The 15,505-nt window shown below is 58.8% G+C and carries 12 protein-coding genes; 5 read left to right on the top strand and 7 right to left on the bottom strand.

From position 1 onward, the window contains the following. The first annotated feature begins 75 nt into the window (after nucleotides 1–75). Nucleotides 76–1,404 (top strand): GH1 family beta-glucosidase, encoded by a 1,329-nt coding sequence (locus tag J2T09_RS24325; protein ID WP_306839494.1) that lies wholly within the window; start codon nucleotides 76–78, stop codon nucleotides 1,402–1,404. Nucleotides 1,405–1,538: 134 nt separating this feature from the next. Here J2T09_RS24325 and J2T09_RS24320 read toward each other — a convergent pair whose 3' ends face one another. After that, a complete protein-coding gene (locus tag J2T09_RS24320; protein ID WP_306839492.1) occupies nucleotides 1,539–2,003 on the bottom strand; it encodes a PAS domain-containing protein in 465 nt (154 codons plus the stop codon). Between the two features lie 407 nt (nucleotides 2,004–2,410). On the opposite strand from J2T09_RS24320, the gene J2T09_RS24315 reads away from it, so the two are divergent. After that, nucleotides 2,411–3,526: a metallophosphoesterase gene (locus J2T09_RS24315; protein WP_306839490.1), complete on the top strand. Its 1,116-nt coding sequence runs from the start codon at nucleotides 2,411–2,413 to the stop codon at nucleotides 3,524–3,526. Here J2T09_RS24315 and J2T09_RS24310 read toward each other — a convergent pair whose 3' ends face one another. Next, the gene (locus tag J2T09_RS24310) at nucleotides 3,527–4,297 is read right to left on the bottom strand and encodes a phosphodiester glycosidase family protein (RefSeq protein WP_306839488.1); all 771 of its coding nucleotides are present in this window, start codon (nucleotides 4,295–4,297) and stop codon (nucleotides 3,527–3,529) included. Nucleotides 4,298–5,353: 1,056 nt separating this feature from the next. On the opposite strand from J2T09_RS24310, the gene dnaE reads away from it, so the two are divergent. Then, nucleotides 5,354–8,857, top strand: a complete 3,504-nt coding sequence (dnaE, locus tag J2T09_RS24305; protein ID WP_306839486.1) for a DNA polymerase III subunit alpha — start codon at nucleotides 5,354–5,356, stop codon at nucleotides 8,855–8,857. A gap of 54 nt (nucleotides 8,858–8,911) precedes the next feature. Here the strand turns inward: dnaE and J2T09_RS24300 are convergent, their stop codons facing one another. The 4 genes from J2T09_RS24300 to J2T09_RS24285 form a co-directional block, all read right to left on the bottom strand. Next, a complete protein-coding gene (locus J2T09_RS24300) occupies nucleotides 8,912–10,258 on the bottom strand; it encodes a L,D-transpeptidase family protein (RefSeq protein WP_306839483.1) in 1,347 nt (448 codons plus the stop codon). A gap of 130 nt (nucleotides 10,259–10,388) precedes the next feature. Continuing rightward, entirely contained in the window at nucleotides 10,389–11,690 is a 1,302-nt protein-coding gene (locus tag J2T09_RS24295; RefSeq protein WP_306839480.1) for a DNA polymerase IV, read from the bottom strand. A 117-nt stretch (nucleotides 11,691–11,807) separates the two neighbouring features. Continuing rightward, the gene (locus J2T09_RS24290) at nucleotides 11,808–12,464 is read right to left on the bottom strand and encodes a hypothetical protein (RefSeq protein ID WP_306839478.1); all 657 of its coding nucleotides are present in this window, start codon (nucleotides 12,462–12,464) and stop codon (nucleotides 11,808–11,810) included. Between the two features lie 12 nt (nucleotides 12,465–12,476). Next, on the bottom strand, nucleotides 12,477–12,782 hold the full coding sequence (locus J2T09_RS24285) for a DUF3572 domain-containing protein (protein ID WP_306839476.1): 306 nt from the start codon (nucleotides 12,780–12,782) through the stop codon (nucleotides 12,477–12,479). 162 nt (nucleotides 12,783–12,944) lie between these two features. Here J2T09_RS24285 and J2T09_RS24280 point away from each other — a divergent pair, with 162 nt between their 5' ends. Together J2T09_RS24280 and J2T09_RS24275 are read left to right on the top strand one after the other, a co-directional pair. After that, complete coding sequence (locus tag J2T09_RS24280; RefSeq protein ID WP_306839474.1) at nucleotides 12,945–13,316, top strand: response regulator; 372 nt, start codon at nucleotides 12,945–12,947, stop codon at nucleotides 13,314–13,316. Between the two features lie 17 nt (nucleotides 13,317–13,333). Next, nucleotides 13,334–14,701, top strand: a complete 1,368-nt coding sequence (locus tag J2T09_RS24275) for a PleD family two-component system response regulator (RefSeq protein ID WP_306839472.1) — start codon at nucleotides 13,334–13,336, stop codon at nucleotides 14,699–14,701. Nucleotides 14,702–15,378: 677 nt separating this feature from the next. On the opposite strand, the gene J2T09_RS24270 is transcribed toward J2T09_RS24275, so the two are convergent. Further along, nucleotides 15,379–15,505 (bottom strand): transposase domain-containing protein (locus tag J2T09_RS24270; RefSeq protein WP_306839632.1); only part of this gene is annotated, 127 nt, incomplete at its 5' end.

Raw genomic sequence — 15,505 nt, 5'->3', positions numbered from 1 at the left:
TGTCCCGCGCCTCCCGCGGGGCATGCCCAAAAGCATCATCCCCAAATCATCATTGACCGATAACGAGCACCCGTCATGACGCGTTCTTTTCCCAAGGACTTTCTCTGGGGCGTTGCCGCCTCCGCCTTCCAGACCGAAGGCGCCGTCAACAAGGATGGCCGTGGCAGAAGCGTCTGGGACGTTTACGCCCACACGCCCGGCCGCACCACCAACGGCGAAACCGCCGACGTTGCCTGCGATCATTACCACCGTTACCCGGAGGATATCGGCCTGATGAGTGGCCTCGGCGTCGGTGCCTATCGCCTGTCGACCGCATGGCCGCGCATCTTCCCGGAAGGCTCGGGTCAGGTGAACCAGCGCGGACTGGATTTTTACGACCGCGTCATCGACCTTCTCCTGCATGAAGGCATCGAGCCGTGGATCTGCCTGCATCACTGGGACATGCCGGTGGCGGTGGAGGAAAAGGGCGGCTGGCGCTCCCGTGAGACGCCAAAAATCTTTGCCGATTACGCCGCCACCATCGCCCGCCATTTCGGCGATCGCGTCAAACGGTTCGCGCCGATCAACGAACCCAATGTCATTCCGTGGGTGGCTTACAATGTCGGCCGTCACGCGCCGGGCAAACAGTCCTATGAGGACAGTTTGAAAGCCATCCACACGCTCAATCTCGCTCACGGCTATTCAGTCAAGGCCGTGCGCGCCGAAGCACCGGACGCGCAGGTCGGCAACATCGTGTCGCTCGGCCCGGTACGCCCGCATTATGATGATGCCGCCCATGAGGAGGCCCGCATTCTGGGCGATTGCCTGTGGCGCCGCGTCACCGTCGATCCGCTCTGGCTCGGCACCTATCCCGAGCCGATCGCCAAGGAAATGGAACCGCTGATTCTCGGCGACGACATGGCCGATATCAGCCAGAAAATGGATTTCTTCGGCCTCAACCATTACAATCCGGTCTTTGTCGGCCCGAACAGGAACACCACGTTCGGCATCGCCGAAACCGCCCCGCCGACAGGCATGGGCCCGCTGACCGACGTTAACTGGGTGGTCGATCCGCAGGCGTTTCTGGAACAGATCCGCGACACCAGCGAGCGCTATAACAAACCGACGATCTACATCACCGAAAACGGCGCCTCCTACCCGGATGCGCTGGGCCCCGACCGAAAGGTGATCGACAAGGACCGCATCGCCTATTTCGAAGGATATCTGAATGTCCTGCTCGATGCGCTGGAAGAGGGGCACGATATCCGGGGGTATTTCGCCTGGTCGTTGATGGACAATTTCGAATGGGGCAGGGGTTTTTCCAAACGGTTTGGCCTCGTTTACGTCGACTACCCGACGCTGCAGCGCATTCCGAAAGCGTCGTATCACTGGCTGAGCGAGGTTATTCGCAAGAACGCGCTGTAAGGGCGCGGAAATAATAGTAAAACGGCCCGGTATCGTCCGGGCCACCAGCATCTCGGTGCCATGTCGATTTCGCTTTGTTTCCGTGCCGACGACCTGCGCCGGAAAATTCTGAATGCCCTGCAGATCGTGTGCTCTCAAGTCTGCGGTTCGAGGGACTTGACGCGCCGCCTCCGGGCGTGATGAGCCGATGCCCCGCTATTCTTGACCGCTGCGTGCTCGTTGGCAGCTGCGGGACGAAGCCGCTCCACCTGTAATATCTCCTGTGTGCCGGTCGTCATGCTGGCCAGCCCATCGCGAAAACGAAAGCAGGAGCCACGGGCGCGGACCGTGACGATATCGTCGCCACGGCAGATGCGGTTGATGATCATGAAAGGCTGGCCGGTCAGCACTGCCATGCGGGTGGCTGCCGCCACATGCTCCTGATCGTCAGGATGCACCAGTTCCATGAAGCGAAGCACCGAAAAACCTTCATTGGCGGTATCGGCGTCGATACCGATATTTTCCGCAAACGTGGCGTCGCCCCAGATCTCGTCCCTGGCGATATCCCAGGTGAAGTAGCCGTAATGCGGCTTGTTGTTGAACGAATAGGTGTCTCCCATCACCTTTCCCCCTCTCAAATGTCCCGTTTAAATCGTCCTTTTGCAAATCAGTCTGAGCATGATCTTTCGCAAATTTGCTTCCCGGCAAGGGAGGCTTTGTCGTTTTTCGGCCAATCCCATCGATTTTTATGGGTTCGCATATCTGGATACCGTATCAGATATTCAGATTGGGTAATTTTACCCAGCAATGTTCCGGCGCCACGCATTGATCTGGTGACCACGCAGATCGCCTGCCGCAGGCCCTGTCCGTCATCCGGGGCTTCCTCCCCCGGTTGAAATCGGGGAGGCATCGGCAACGCGCAGGCGGAATCGATCACCATCTGTCGATCAAAATCCCGTCAGAACCTTGATATGAAAGGCAAACTCACCGAGGTATGGCGTCCGATCCCGCCTCGAGTTCTTTCGCCGTGTTTCATCTCTTCAAAGCTCTTTTCTGCCTTTACGTCGTTGTCCGTTTTCTCTGGCCCATGCCCTGGCCGAAATGGATCAGGGCGCTGATCGCCATCACGCTGATGGTGGTGTTTCAGCACAGCTATATCAGCCATATCGTTTTCGGCACGATGTTCTCCCCGGAAGTGCCGCGCACCATCATGATCGCCGTCAACTGGCTGGCCGGCTCCATCCTCTTCCTTGCCATCCTGCAGCTGACGATCGATATCGTCTCGGTCATCACCGCCGCCATCCGCCGCCGCACCATCCGTGTTCCGGTCGCCCTCCGATATGCCGTCGGTGTCATCGCGCTCTCCACCTCAGCCTTTGCCGTCAGCCAGGCCATCCGTGTGCCGCCGGTCAAGGAAATGGAAATCCGCATCAAGGATCTGCCTGCCGAATTCGATGGTTACCGCATGATCCAGCTGACGGACCTGCACCTGAGCCGCCTGTTCGAAGCCCCCTGGGCGGAACAGACCGTGGCGCTCGCCAATGCCCAGAATGCCGATCTCATCGTGCTGACCGGCGATCTCATCGACGGCACGCTGCAGGCCCGCGAAAAGGATATCGCCCCGCTCGCCAGGCTGCGGGCAAAGGATGGCGTCTTCACCATTCCCGGCAATCACGAATATTACTTTGGCCATGACGACTGGATGCACAAATACCAGGAGCTTGGTCTCACCACCATTTCCAACGGTCACGTGGTCCTGTCCCGCGGTGAAGGAAAGCTCACACTTGCCGGCGTCAATGATATAAACGCCACCCGTTTCGAACGGGAAGGCCCGGATGTGACAAAGGCGCTTGCCGGCGCGCCGCAGGGTGCGCCCGTCATCCTGCTCGACCACCAGCCGCGCAATGCCCGTGTATCGGCCGCAGCCGGTGCCGATCTGCAGCTTTCCGGCCACACACATGGCGGCATGATCCGTGGTTTTGACCAGCTCGTTGCCCGTTTCAACAACGGTTTCGTGTCCGGTCTCTATCAGGTGGGTGACATGCAGCTTTACGTCAACAATGGCACGGCTTTGTGGATCGGTTTTGCGCTGCGCCTCGGCGTGCCGTCGGAACTGACGGTGATCACCCTCAAGCGGGCGTAGTCACTCGACAAAGCCGATCATCGGTCCATAACCGCCATGCCATGACCAGTCGGCGCGTTTGAGGGCGGGATTGAAAAATCCCGCCCCCTGGCCGCCATCGAGAAACAGCGCATCCGGGCATTTCAGATGCGTCTGGAAGAGCGTGCCGAAGTCGAAAAAGTTGACATCGTCCTCACTGATGACGAACCGCATGCCGCCTCCGTCACAAACACCGACGCCGCTGCGCCGCGTGCGGTCGCTTGATCCGTCGATGAAGATCGGGTTCAGCTTGTCAGCCACGACAAGCATCGGGCCGGATTGCGTGGCGAACTCCGCCTTCGGTCGCTCTTTCAAAAAACGCTCGGTCGTCAGGATACCGGCACCTTCAGCCCCGAAATAGAAGATGCCGTTGGGCTGCTTGTAAAAATTCGGAATTTTCGATTGCGGCCCGTCCATCTTCTTGAGGTCCGCCGGCCGCAATTCCTTTCCCGCCTCGATATAGAGCCCCATCGGCGCATAATCGGTGCCATACATGCCGGCATTCATAGCAAACACCAGCGACTTGCCTTGCGTCTTCGTGGCGTCCGCCAGTGTGCCGAACCAGCGATAGGGTGACCCATTCGGCTTCTGCCAGAGCAGCTTTAACCGTGCATCCTTCGCTTCCACCGCACAGACGATATAATGCGCACCGCCAAACTCCTGCCTCTCGCAAGGCTCCTCCGCCGCGAGCGAAGGGGCGGCGGAAAAAAGAAACGAGGCGGCGGCAAAAAGCCCGTGGCGCAGATCGATCATGGTTTGGCTCGCATTGGCAGATGGGGTGACTAACCGTGTTTCGGTGGCGGGTTCAAGGCATACGTCTGATCGGCGGCACAAACTCTCTGTTTTGCCCGAAGTTGACAAAAGCCCGTGGACGTTTTGAGGGGGCGATTCAATGATAACAACATCTTGAGTCAGAGTTCATCCACGCATTTCGGGCCTGTGCGATACTTCGCGTGTTCCATCGTGGATACACCGGGAGGCGTCCCGGCGAGTTGGAGCCGGCGCTGGTGTTGGAGAAAAGACGTAAGTCTCCATCCTCAGGGTTCGCGGAAACTGGTTCTCCTCCGGCGACACGGGGGAGGTGTTGCGGGTGTTAAAACCTCGCAATGCCTCTGAGGCCCGAAAGAAGCGCGCCGGGCGTGCCTGTGCGGCACACATGATCGCCAGTCGGTGGAAACACCGGGATGGCTTTCGCAGAGGAACCGAAGTCGCGGGCATAAACCGCCGAAACGGGGCACGTCGTGCGCCATTATAAAATTAAATTAGGAGGCACAGGACGTGCCCCGGCCACATGACCCGGCCCAATGCCAGACAACGGCACCGGGAAAACAAAAAAATCGAAGATCGCCAAGGCACGACTCTGTCCAAAATTCATTAGGAGACTCAACGGCTTCGCAAGCGCCATCAAGCCGCGCCAAAACGTCAATCGAAAAGAATTTTCATTCACTGTTTGTTCTTGTGTTGACTCTGAGTACGAAATGAGAACAAAATACAAACATAACGAACACGGGAGACAGTAAATGACCGACCTTCTTCGTGATGTTGCCGCATTCGCATCGATCGCAACCTTTCTGGCCAGCCTGTCGCTTTTCATGATGGCCATGTGAAAAGATTTTTCGGACCGCCGGAGCAAAAGCGCGGCTGTCCATCGAGAACCGCCTCGGGGCCTGCCCGGGGCCATACACGCCCCAAGTGTTGAAAATGAACATTCGGGCCTGTGAATGACGGTAGGATCCGCATTCGAAACTGGACTCTCACGCGCCCAAGCCGGACAATAGGCCGATTCATCGAAAAGGCATCGGCGACAGCATGGCAGACCATCAAGACGTGACCGCAGCAACGAACGGGCAGGGCGCCGCCACGCCGCAATTCGTGCATCTGCGTCTGCATTCGGCCTATTCGCTGCTGGAAGGCGCGTTGCCGCTGAAAAAGGTTCTCGGCAAGGCCGTCGCCGATAATCAGCCGGCGATCGCCATTACCGATACCAACAACCTCTTCGTCGCGCTCGAATTCGCTCAGAAGGCATCGGGTGACGGCTTGCAGCCCATCATCGGCTGCCAGATGTCGATCGACATGGAGGATGCGACGGATGAAAAGCGCGGCAATGGCTTGGCAAAACTGCCGGCCATTGTGCTCTTGGCAGCCACGCAGACCGGTTATGAAAATCTCGTCGATCTCGTCAGCCGTGCCTATCTCGGCGGCGAGGGCGGCAGTGCCGGCATTCACATCCGCCAGTCATGGCTGGAGGAAATGGGCGCCGAAGGTCTGATTGCACTCACCGGTGCCAGCACCGGCCCCGTCGATATGGCGCTGAACGAAGGCCATCGGCCGCAGGCGGTCGCCCGCCTGTTGCGGTTGAAGGAGATTTTTGGAGACCGGCTTTATATCGAATTGCAGCGCCATGGCCGGTATGATCGCCGTCATGAAAAGTCGATGATCGCGCTTGCCTATGATCACGAAATTCCGCTGGTCGCCACTAACGAGGCGTTTTTCCCGACCCGCGACGACTACGATGCCCATGATGCGCTTATGGCGGTTGCCCATGGCGCCATCGTGTCGGACGATACCCGTTTCCGCCTGACGCCCGACCACTATCTCAAAAGCCGCGAGGAAATGGCAAAGCTGTTTGCCGATATCCCGGAAGCGCTGGAAAATACGATCGAGATCGCAAAACGCTGCTCGTATATTCTCAAAACGCGCAACCCGATCCTGCCGCGCTTCACCGGCGTCAGCGATCAGCCGGAAGAAGACGAACGCAAGGAAGCGGCGGAACTGCGCCGACAGGCGGTCGAAGGTCTGGAAAGCCGCATCAAGCTTCTCGGCATGACCGAGGGCTATACCGAAAAGGATTATCACGAGCGGCTGGATTTCGAGCTGAGCGTCATCGAGAAGATGAAGTTCCCCGGCTACTTCCTGATCGTTGCCGACTTCATCAAATGGGCCAAGGACCAGAACATCCCGGTGGGCCCCGGCCGTGGTTCGGGTGCTGGCTCGCTGGTCGCCTACGCGCTCACCATTACCGACGTCGATCCGCTGCGTTTTTCGCTTCTGTTCGAACGTTTCCTAAATCCCGACCGCGTGTCGATGCCCGACTTCGATATCGACTTCTGCCAGGATCGCCGCGAAGAGGTGATCCGTTACGTGCAGCGCAAATACGGGCGCGAGCAGGTGGCACAGATTATCACCTTCGGTTCGCTGCAGGCCCGTGCCGCCTTGCGTGACGTCGGTCGCGTGCTGGAAATGCCCTATGGTCAGGTCGACAAGATCTGCAAACTGGTGCCCAACAACCCGGCCAACCCGACACCGCTGTCGAAGGCGATCGAGGAAGAACCAAAGTTGCGGGAAGAGGCCGAGGCCGAGCCGGTCGTCGCGCGCCTTCTCGATATCGCCCAGAAGGTCGAAGGCCTTTACCGCCACGCCTCGACCCACGCGGCCGGTATCGTCATCGGCGACCGTCCGCTGTCGAAACTTGTGCCGATGTATCGCGATCCGCGATCCGATATGCCGGTCACCCAGTTCAACATGAAATGGGTGGAACAGGCCGGTCTCGTTAAATTCGACTTCCTCGGCCTGAAGACGCTGACCGTATTGAAGACGGCGGTGGATTTCTGCCGCAAGCGCGATATCCATGTCGATCTCGCCACCATCCCGCTCGATGACAAGCTGACCTACGAGATGCTGTCGCGCGGCGAAACGGTCGGCGTGTTCCAGGTGGAAAGTGCGGGCATGCGCAAGGCGCTGCTCGGCATGAAGCCCGACTGTATCGAGGACATTATCGCGCTCGTGGCGTTGTATCGTCCGGGCCCGATGGAAAACATCCCCACCTACAATGCCCGCAAGCATGGCGAGGAGGAGATCGAGTCCGTCCATCCGTCCATCGATTACCTGCTGAAGGAAACGCAGGGCGTTATCGTCTACCAGGAACAGGTCATGCAGATCGCGCAGGTCCTGTCGGGTTATTCGCTCGGCGAAGCCGACCTTCTGCGCCGCGCCATGGGTAAGAAGATCAAGGCGGAGATGGACCAGCAGAGCGAGCGTTTTGTCGATGGTGCCGTGAAGAACGGCGTGTCGAAACCGCAGGCGAAAAACATCTTTGAACTTTTGGCCAAATTCGCCAACTACGGGTTCAACAAGTCACACGCGGCGGCCTACGCCATCGTGTCCTACCAGACGGCCTATATGAAGGCGCATTACCCGGTCGAGTTTCTGGCCGCGTCGATGACCTACGATATGGCCAACACGGAAAAGCTCAACGATTTCAGACAGGATGCCAACCGTCTTGGTATCAAGGTTCATGCTCCATCGGTGCAGACCTCGTTCCGCAAGTTCGAAACCGGCGACATGCGCATCTATTATTCGCTCGCGGCCATCAAGGGCGTCGGCGAAGGCGCGGTCGATCACATTGCCGAAGTCCGCGGCGACAAGCCTTTCGAAAGCCTGGAAGATTTCTGCCTGCGCATCGATCCGAAACAGGTCAACCGACGTGTTCTGGAAAGCCTGATCTTTGCCGGCGCCTTCGATTGTTTCGGCATCGACCGCGCAGCTCTGGTGACGGGCATGGACCGCATCATCGGTTACGCCCAGCGCGCCGCCGAAAACAAGACGAGCGGCCAGTTCGACATTTTCGGCTCGGGCGGTGGCAGCGGCGGCGGTCCTGAAAAGATCGTCATGCCGAGCTTCGATCCGTGGACGCCTTCCGAAAAGCTGATGAAGGAATATCAGGTCCTCGGCTTTTATCTCTCGGCCCATCCGCTCGACAGCTATAAGGAAACGCTTGCCAAACTACGTGTGCAGACCTTTGCGGATTTTTCCGCCGCCGTGAAAAAGGGTGCAAGCGCCGGGCGTCTCGCCGGCACTGTCACCAGCCGTCAGGAGCGCAAGACGCGAACCGGCAACAAGATGGGCATCGTCACCTTCTCCGATTCCTCGGGCGGTTACGAAGCCATCCTGTTTTCCGAAGCCCTGGCGCAATACCGCGACATGCTGGAGCCCGGCAAATCGCTGGTCATCATCGTGCAGGCGGACGAACGCCCGGAAGGCATCGGCCTGCGTATCCAGAACGTCCAGTCGCTGGAGGAACAGTCGGTACGCATGCAGAAGGCGCTGCGCATCTTTGTCCGCGATGCCAGCCCCATGAAAATCGTCGCCAAACACCTGAACGGCCGTGGTGACGGCCAGGTCTCGTTTGTCGTCATCAAGGACGATGGCCGCCGCGAGATCGAGGTCTCACTCAACGACCGCTACCGCCTGTCGCCGGAGATCGCGGCGGCACTGAGAGCCGCACCCGGTGTGCTGGATGTGGAACTGGTCTAACGAAAAGTGGCCGGTTGAACGGCCCCTTCGAAATTATTGAATGCGTAGCAAGTCTCAGTAAAGTCCCACGCCCAGCGGCACCGCCCGCACTTTTCGCGCCGGCTTTTCCGCACGAGGTTTGGCCGAAACCGTCTGCGCCTCCGCCCGTTCCGGCGTAGAGCGGGTGATGGTGATGAAATCGGTGCCGTCGCCGGTGTCCTGGCCGATGCCCTGATCGTTGATGGTGATCGAGCTGCCGCTCGTCAGCATGGTCTCGATGCGGTCGCGCAGGTCGGCGGAAATCTCGATGCGGTCAAAGGCCTGCTGTGCGGCCGTCTCGGTCGTGGTGAAACCCGCATCGCTATTGGTAATGCCGAGCCGCTTCATCATCGCTTCAGGCAGACGGTTCGGCAAGGTCAGCGCCTGCCAGCCGGCGGTTCCTTCCGCGCGGTCGAAGGCGGTGGCGGTGAAGAGATGTGTGCCGAGCGCCGTTTCCGGGTCCTTGATGCCGACCGGAACCGACAGGATCGGCTTGAAACCCTGGCGGATCATCAGCTGTCCCGCCGGCGCCTTCGGTTTTCCGCTGGTCGCATAAAGCGCCGTCATGAATTCGTCGGTCAGAAAGCCCTTGGCCTCCAGCCCTTTCCAGCGTTTGAAACCCTCGACGGCGGAGCGCGTCATCGGCCCGACAAAACCGTCATGCGAACCGGCATCGAAGCCGAGGTCGTTGAGCATTTCCTGCACATCGGCCACCTGTTCGCGTTCGCCGCGACGGGTGATGAGAATGCGCAATGGGGCCGCTTCCGGGGTCGCGGCCTCTGCCTTTTTCGGTATGGTCAGCAAGGGCGAGGCGGGGGCCATATTCATGGCGACCTCAAGCTGCTTGGTCGTGCGGGCAAAATTGTCGGCGCGCAGCGGCACGTCGGACATCAGGTTGGCCGGCACCGGCTTTTTGGGTGAAAACAGCTTTGCGTCATGCAACATAACCGGCGTCACCTGTGCGTCGGTGATCACCACATGCATGCCACGTTCGGTCTGGCCGTAAAGCGATTGCGCGAATTTTGCCGGCAGGCGCACGCAGCCGTGCGAGGCCGGATAGTTCGGCACGCTGCTGGATTCATGCAACGCGATGCCCGACCATGTCAGGCGCTGCATCCACGGCATCGGCGCGTTGGAGTAGATGTTGGATTCGTGGTATTTTTTCTTGTCAAGAATGGAAAAGATACCGGTCGGCGTATCGTGGCCTTCCTTGCCTGTCGACACCTTTGACGTCGACAGGACCGTGTCGCCATCATAGACGACAAGCGACTGTTTGTCCTTGGAAACGATGATCTGCAGGGTTCGTGCGTTTTCTGCGACGGCCGTTCCGGCCAGTACGCAGGTGGACATCAATGCAAGGCCGAAGGCCGCAAGCCGGTACATGGAAACCTCATACGCAATACAGGCTCATAGTCTATCTCGGCATGCTTAAGAAAGGTTTGACCGGGCTGCGGAAAATTGTCGTCTCGCAACACGATTGGCTCACGTTGAGGTGAGGTCACTACCGACGAAATCAGCGTTTTCGGTCCTTGCCGCCAAAGGTGTAACCGGTCTCGACGGCACCCTTGCCGAATTTGTCGCGCAGCTTGTCGATCGCCGCTTCCGCCTGCGCGCGACGGGTCGCCTGCCGGTCCACGAGGTCGGGCGGGTCGGCGCGGGAACTGTCTTCGAGATCGGTCACGCCGATGCCGAGCAGGCGGAATTTCGTGCCGTCCGTCTCCCGCTCCATCAGTTGCAGGCCGGTGCGAAAAATCCGGTCGGCCAGCTGTGTCGGGTCTTCCAGCCGCCGGTTGCGGGTGCGGCTCTTGAAGTCCGAGGTCTTCATTTTCAAGACAACAGTATGCCCGGCAATGTCATGCTTCTTCAGACGCGTCGAAACCTTTTCCGAAAGACCACGCAAGATGGGCACTAACTGGTCATGGCTGGAAATGTCGTCAAAAAAGGTCGTTTCCGCCGACACGCTCTTGGCCGCCTCATTGAGATGCACGGTGCGGTCATCGATGCCGCGCGAAAGGCGAAAAAGCCGCTGGCCCATCACGCCATAACGGCGCATCAGGTCGCCTTCGGCCATGGCCTGCAATTGCCCGATGGTGCGGATGCCATCGGCTTCCAGCGAGGCGTTAAAGGCTTTGCCGACGCCCCAGATGGTGGTGACGGGGCGGGGTGCGAGGAAGTCTAGCGCTTCCGCCTTGCCGATCACCGAAAAACCGCGTGGCTTCTGCAGGTCGGAGGCGACCTTGGCCAGAAACTTGCAGTAGGAAAGACCGACGGAAATGGAGATGCCGAGCTCGCTTTCCACCCGTTTGACAAAGCGCGCCAGCGTGCGGGCCGGCGGATCGCGATGCAGGCGTTCGGTGCCGGCCAGTTCCAGAAAGGCCTCATCGATGGAAAGCGGCTGCACGAGCGGCGTCAGGTCCTGCATCATAGCGCGCATCTGTCGGCCAACGGTCACGTATTTTTCCATGTTGGGCCTGATCACCACCGCATCCGGGCAGGCTTCCAGCGCCTTGAACATCGGCATGGCGGAACGCACACCGCTGATGCGGGCAATGTAGCACGCGGTGGACACGACACCACGCTTGCCGCCGCCGATTATGACGGGCTTGTCGGCAAGGCTCGGGTCGTCGCGTTTTTCGATGCTGGCATAAAAGGCGTCGCAATCGATATGCGCGAGTGTGAGCCCGTAAAGCTCCTTGTGGCGCAAAAGGCGAGGGCTGCCGCAGGCACGGCAGCGGGTGCGGCCCTCCGGTTGTTCCGTCAGGCAGTCTCTGCAAAATGACCCGGGTCTGTCGATCGTATCGCGTTCGTCTGCCATCTTCGGAACAAATGTTGAACAAGTCGACATTAGGCCGTAAGATCGCAACTCTCAAGCGGTAAGGAAGCAGGCATGCACGACTTCCAGACCTGTCCACGGATTGCGTTCAGCCAAGGCTCAGAGCGGCCGCCAGTGTGCGCGGATCAGTTCTTCCGCGTGCCGCCAGTCGCGGGCACGAACGATATCGTCCTGTGGTTTCGGCGCCATCAGGTGCAACGGACTGTCGGGCATCATGTGAATGAGCAGGCTGTCCGGCATGTGCTGGCGCACCGAATGCAGATTGTGCGCCATGTCATCGATAAAGGTGGTCGGAAGGATGCGTTCGCCATTCAGCTGCCGCATGATCGGCCCCTTCGGTTCCACGCTCGCGATCAGCGGGAAGGTAAGACCCAGCCTGTCGAGAAGGCGGCGACGCTGCTGGCTATAGAGCGGCGGCATGGCGGTGAGGAAAACCACGTCAGCATCGACAGACAGCGCTTCCAGCGTCTGTACCACTTCCTCGATAGGAAGCTGCCAGCTTTCCTGCGCCTCGAAAAATGCGCCGATCAGGCGATAGACACCGGCGGTATCGACTTCCAGCCGCGTATCGCTGGCGACGATATTGCCGATCAGGTCGAAGGAACGCGGCAGGAATTCGTGGTTCTGGCTGAGCAGGAATTCCCGAAACGGATCGGTGAAATGCAGCACGACGTCATCGACATCGCAGACGACAAGCGGCCGGTCGGTGACGACGACATGCGAAATATCGAGAATATCGTTCGAGCCGGTTTTCATGCCGCATTCACCTCAATCCATCGCCGGGCCGGAATAATGATGCCATGCGGCCACCACCGTTTCCGGCCGGGTATTGGTCGTTTCGCAAAAGGCCATCAGCGATGGTTCGTGCGCCATGACGAAATCCAGCATGCCGGCGAGAAAGCCGGGATCGTTGATCGCCTGTCGCAATTGCGGGGCCTGAATGCCGGACAGCGCCAGAAATCGGCTCATCATGTCCGGCTCGCTGGCCAGCCAGCCCAGCAGGGTAACGGCGGTTTCTTCGGGGTCGACGGCTGCCGCTTTGTCTTTCTGACGCGGCTCAAGCGGTCCTCGCATGCTCTCAAGTTACCTTTTATTCAAACAAATTACTCTAGACTGAAACGAACAAGAGTTTTTGGAATCGGTCGTGGGGTGAACTTATATCTTCGCGATATCGTTACAAGACCGGAACCGGCCGTTCCCGGCCAACTTTCCGTGCGCAATAAGGACCGTTCATAAATGGCCAAGCAGGTTATGATCGTCGAAGACAACGAGCTGAACATGAAGCTCTTTCGCGACCTGATCGAGGCTTCAGGCTATGCGACCATCCAGACACGCAACGGTATGGAAGCGCTGGATCTCGCGCGAAAGCACCGTCCGGACCTCATTCTCATGGATATCCAGCTGCCGGAAGTCTCCGGTCTGGAAGTGACCAAGTGGCTGAAGGAAGATGACGAGCTGCATGTCATCCCGGTTATCGCTGTAACCGCTTTTGCGATGAAGGGTGACGAGGAACGGATTAGACAAGGCGGCTGCGAGGCCTATGTATCGAAACCCATCTCGGTTCCGAAATTCATCGAAACCATCAAGACCTATCTGGGCGACGCCTAAAGTTCGGGAAATTAGCCATGACGGCGCGCATTCTTGTTGTCGACGACATCCCCGCCAACGTGAAGCTGCTGGAAGCGCGGCTTCTGGCGGAATATTTTGACGTTTTGACCGCCGATGACGGCCCGAAGGCGCTCGCCATCGTCGAAAGCACCAGTGTCGATCTCATTCTTCTCGATATCATGATGCCCGGCATGAGCGGTTTCGAGGTCTGCGAGCGCCTGAAGGCCAACCCGCGCACGGCCCATATTCCGGTCGTCATGGTGACGGCGCTCGATCAGCCATCCGACCGCGTCCGCGGCCTGAAAGCCGGCGCCGACGATTTTCTGACCAAGCCGGTCAACGACTTGCAGCTGATTTCCCGCGTAAAAAGCCTCGTGCGTCTGAAGACGCTGAGCGATGAATTGCGCATCCGCTCCGAAACTGCCCGCACGATCGGCATGGAAGACATGCTGAAAGGCGAGGGGCGTGAGGAAGCGGGACAGATCCTCCTGGTCGACAGCCGCGCCAGTTCGCAGGAACGCATCATCAAGGCCTTGAAGCCGGTGGGTGAGGTGACGGCCATGTCCGACCCGCAGGCAGCATTGTTCGAGGCGGCCGAAAATCCGATCGATCTCGTCATCGTCAACGGCAATTCCGGCGAATACGATCCGCTGCGCCTTTGTTCGCAGCTGCGCTCGCTGGAGCGCACCCGCTTCATTCCGCTGCTGCTGGTGACCGATCTCGGCGATGAAGATCTCATCGTGCGCGCTCTCGATCTCGGTGTGAACGACTATATCGTCCGCCCGATCGATCCGAACGAACTGGTGGCGCGAACGCTGACGCAGATCAAGCGCAAGCGCTACAATGATCGCCTGCGCTCCAGCGTGCGCGAAACCATCGAACTTGCCGTCACGGATGGCCTGACGGGTCTGCAGAACCGTCGTTATCTCGACAATCACCTGAAGACGTTGTTCAACCGCGCCGCTGCGCGTGGACGCTCGCTGTCGCTCTGCCTTGTCGACATCGATCGCTTCAAGCAGGTGAACGACACCTATGGTCACGATGTCGGCGACGAGGTGCTGAAGGAATTCGCGTCGCGCATTCGCTCCACCGTGCGTGGTGCCGATCTGGCCTGCCGTTATGGCGGTGAGGAATTCGTGGTCGTCATGCCGGATACCGATGCAGGCCAGGCGGCGGTGATCGCCGAGCGCCTGCGGGCGATGGTCGAAACGCAGCCGTTCCATATCCGCAGCCTCGGCATAAATCTGACCGTGACGGCATCGCTCGGCATAGCAGGCAACGAGCCGGGCGTGGAAACGCCAGACCAGTTGTTGAAGCAGGCGGATCGGGCGCTTTACGAAGCCAAGAATGGCGGTCGCAACCGCGTCGTGGCTTTTGCGGCCTGAGGAATCGAATCGGTTACCTCTCGGCTCCGCGCGGGAAGCAGCGGAAACCTTGATTGTGTGCCTGTCTGCGGGTTGTTCACAGGCTGTTGGCGGGAACTTGATTACTCGAGTGACCAGCGTAATCTTGAAGATTAAGTCGCAGTAAAAATCTGCCACATAGTCGCATTTGAGTTGATTTCTGCGAAAAATGACACTTGTAGCAGACGTATTGTGTTAATTTGTACTTGCTAAAGATTTCATATTAACGAGTGCTTTTATTCCTAGCAGCGCTAAATTGTTGAATTGAAACGGTCGATGCTAGGGCGGTATGGTTTCTTGCTGATGTAAAACTCGCGTGAGCGGCAGGGTAGGCGCGTCATTTTTAACCATAGCGGTGCAAAAATGCACCGCTTGTTAAGATTATGTTGCTTTTCCGGGGAATTTGAGCGAGTTTGCTATCAACAAGCAGATGTTCCTTGCGGAACACGATACCCCATGATGCTCAGGTCCGCCGCATCTCCTGGGTCGTGGGGTCGGTCGATCGGCAGGCATGCCAAAAACGGTTCCTCGTGCCGTGATTGCAGGCTGATCGACCCCCAATCAAAGCGCCGTCTCCCTCGGGAACGGCGCTTTTTCTTTGCGGGCTTTTCAGGAAGATCGGGCGGGGGAGAGGGTAAGCCTACGGTGAAGACCGCAGATCATGCCGCTTGAGCGTTGACGGTCGGCGGTATCCAATTCCACGGAAACAGTTGCTCCAGTCTGGTCATCGGCGTGTCTGCGATGCGGGCAAGGACGTCGGCCAACCACGCCTGCGGATCGATGTCG

This window comes from Neorhizobium huautlense (genome assembly GCF_030811685.1).
Taxonomy (GTDB): domain Bacteria; phylum Pseudomonadota; class Alphaproteobacteria; order Rhizobiales; family Rhizobiaceae; genus Neorhizobium; species Neorhizobium huautlense_A.
The sequence above is the reverse complement of the archived record's forward strand: the minus strand, read 5'-3'. Positions and strand labels throughout refer to the sequence as shown.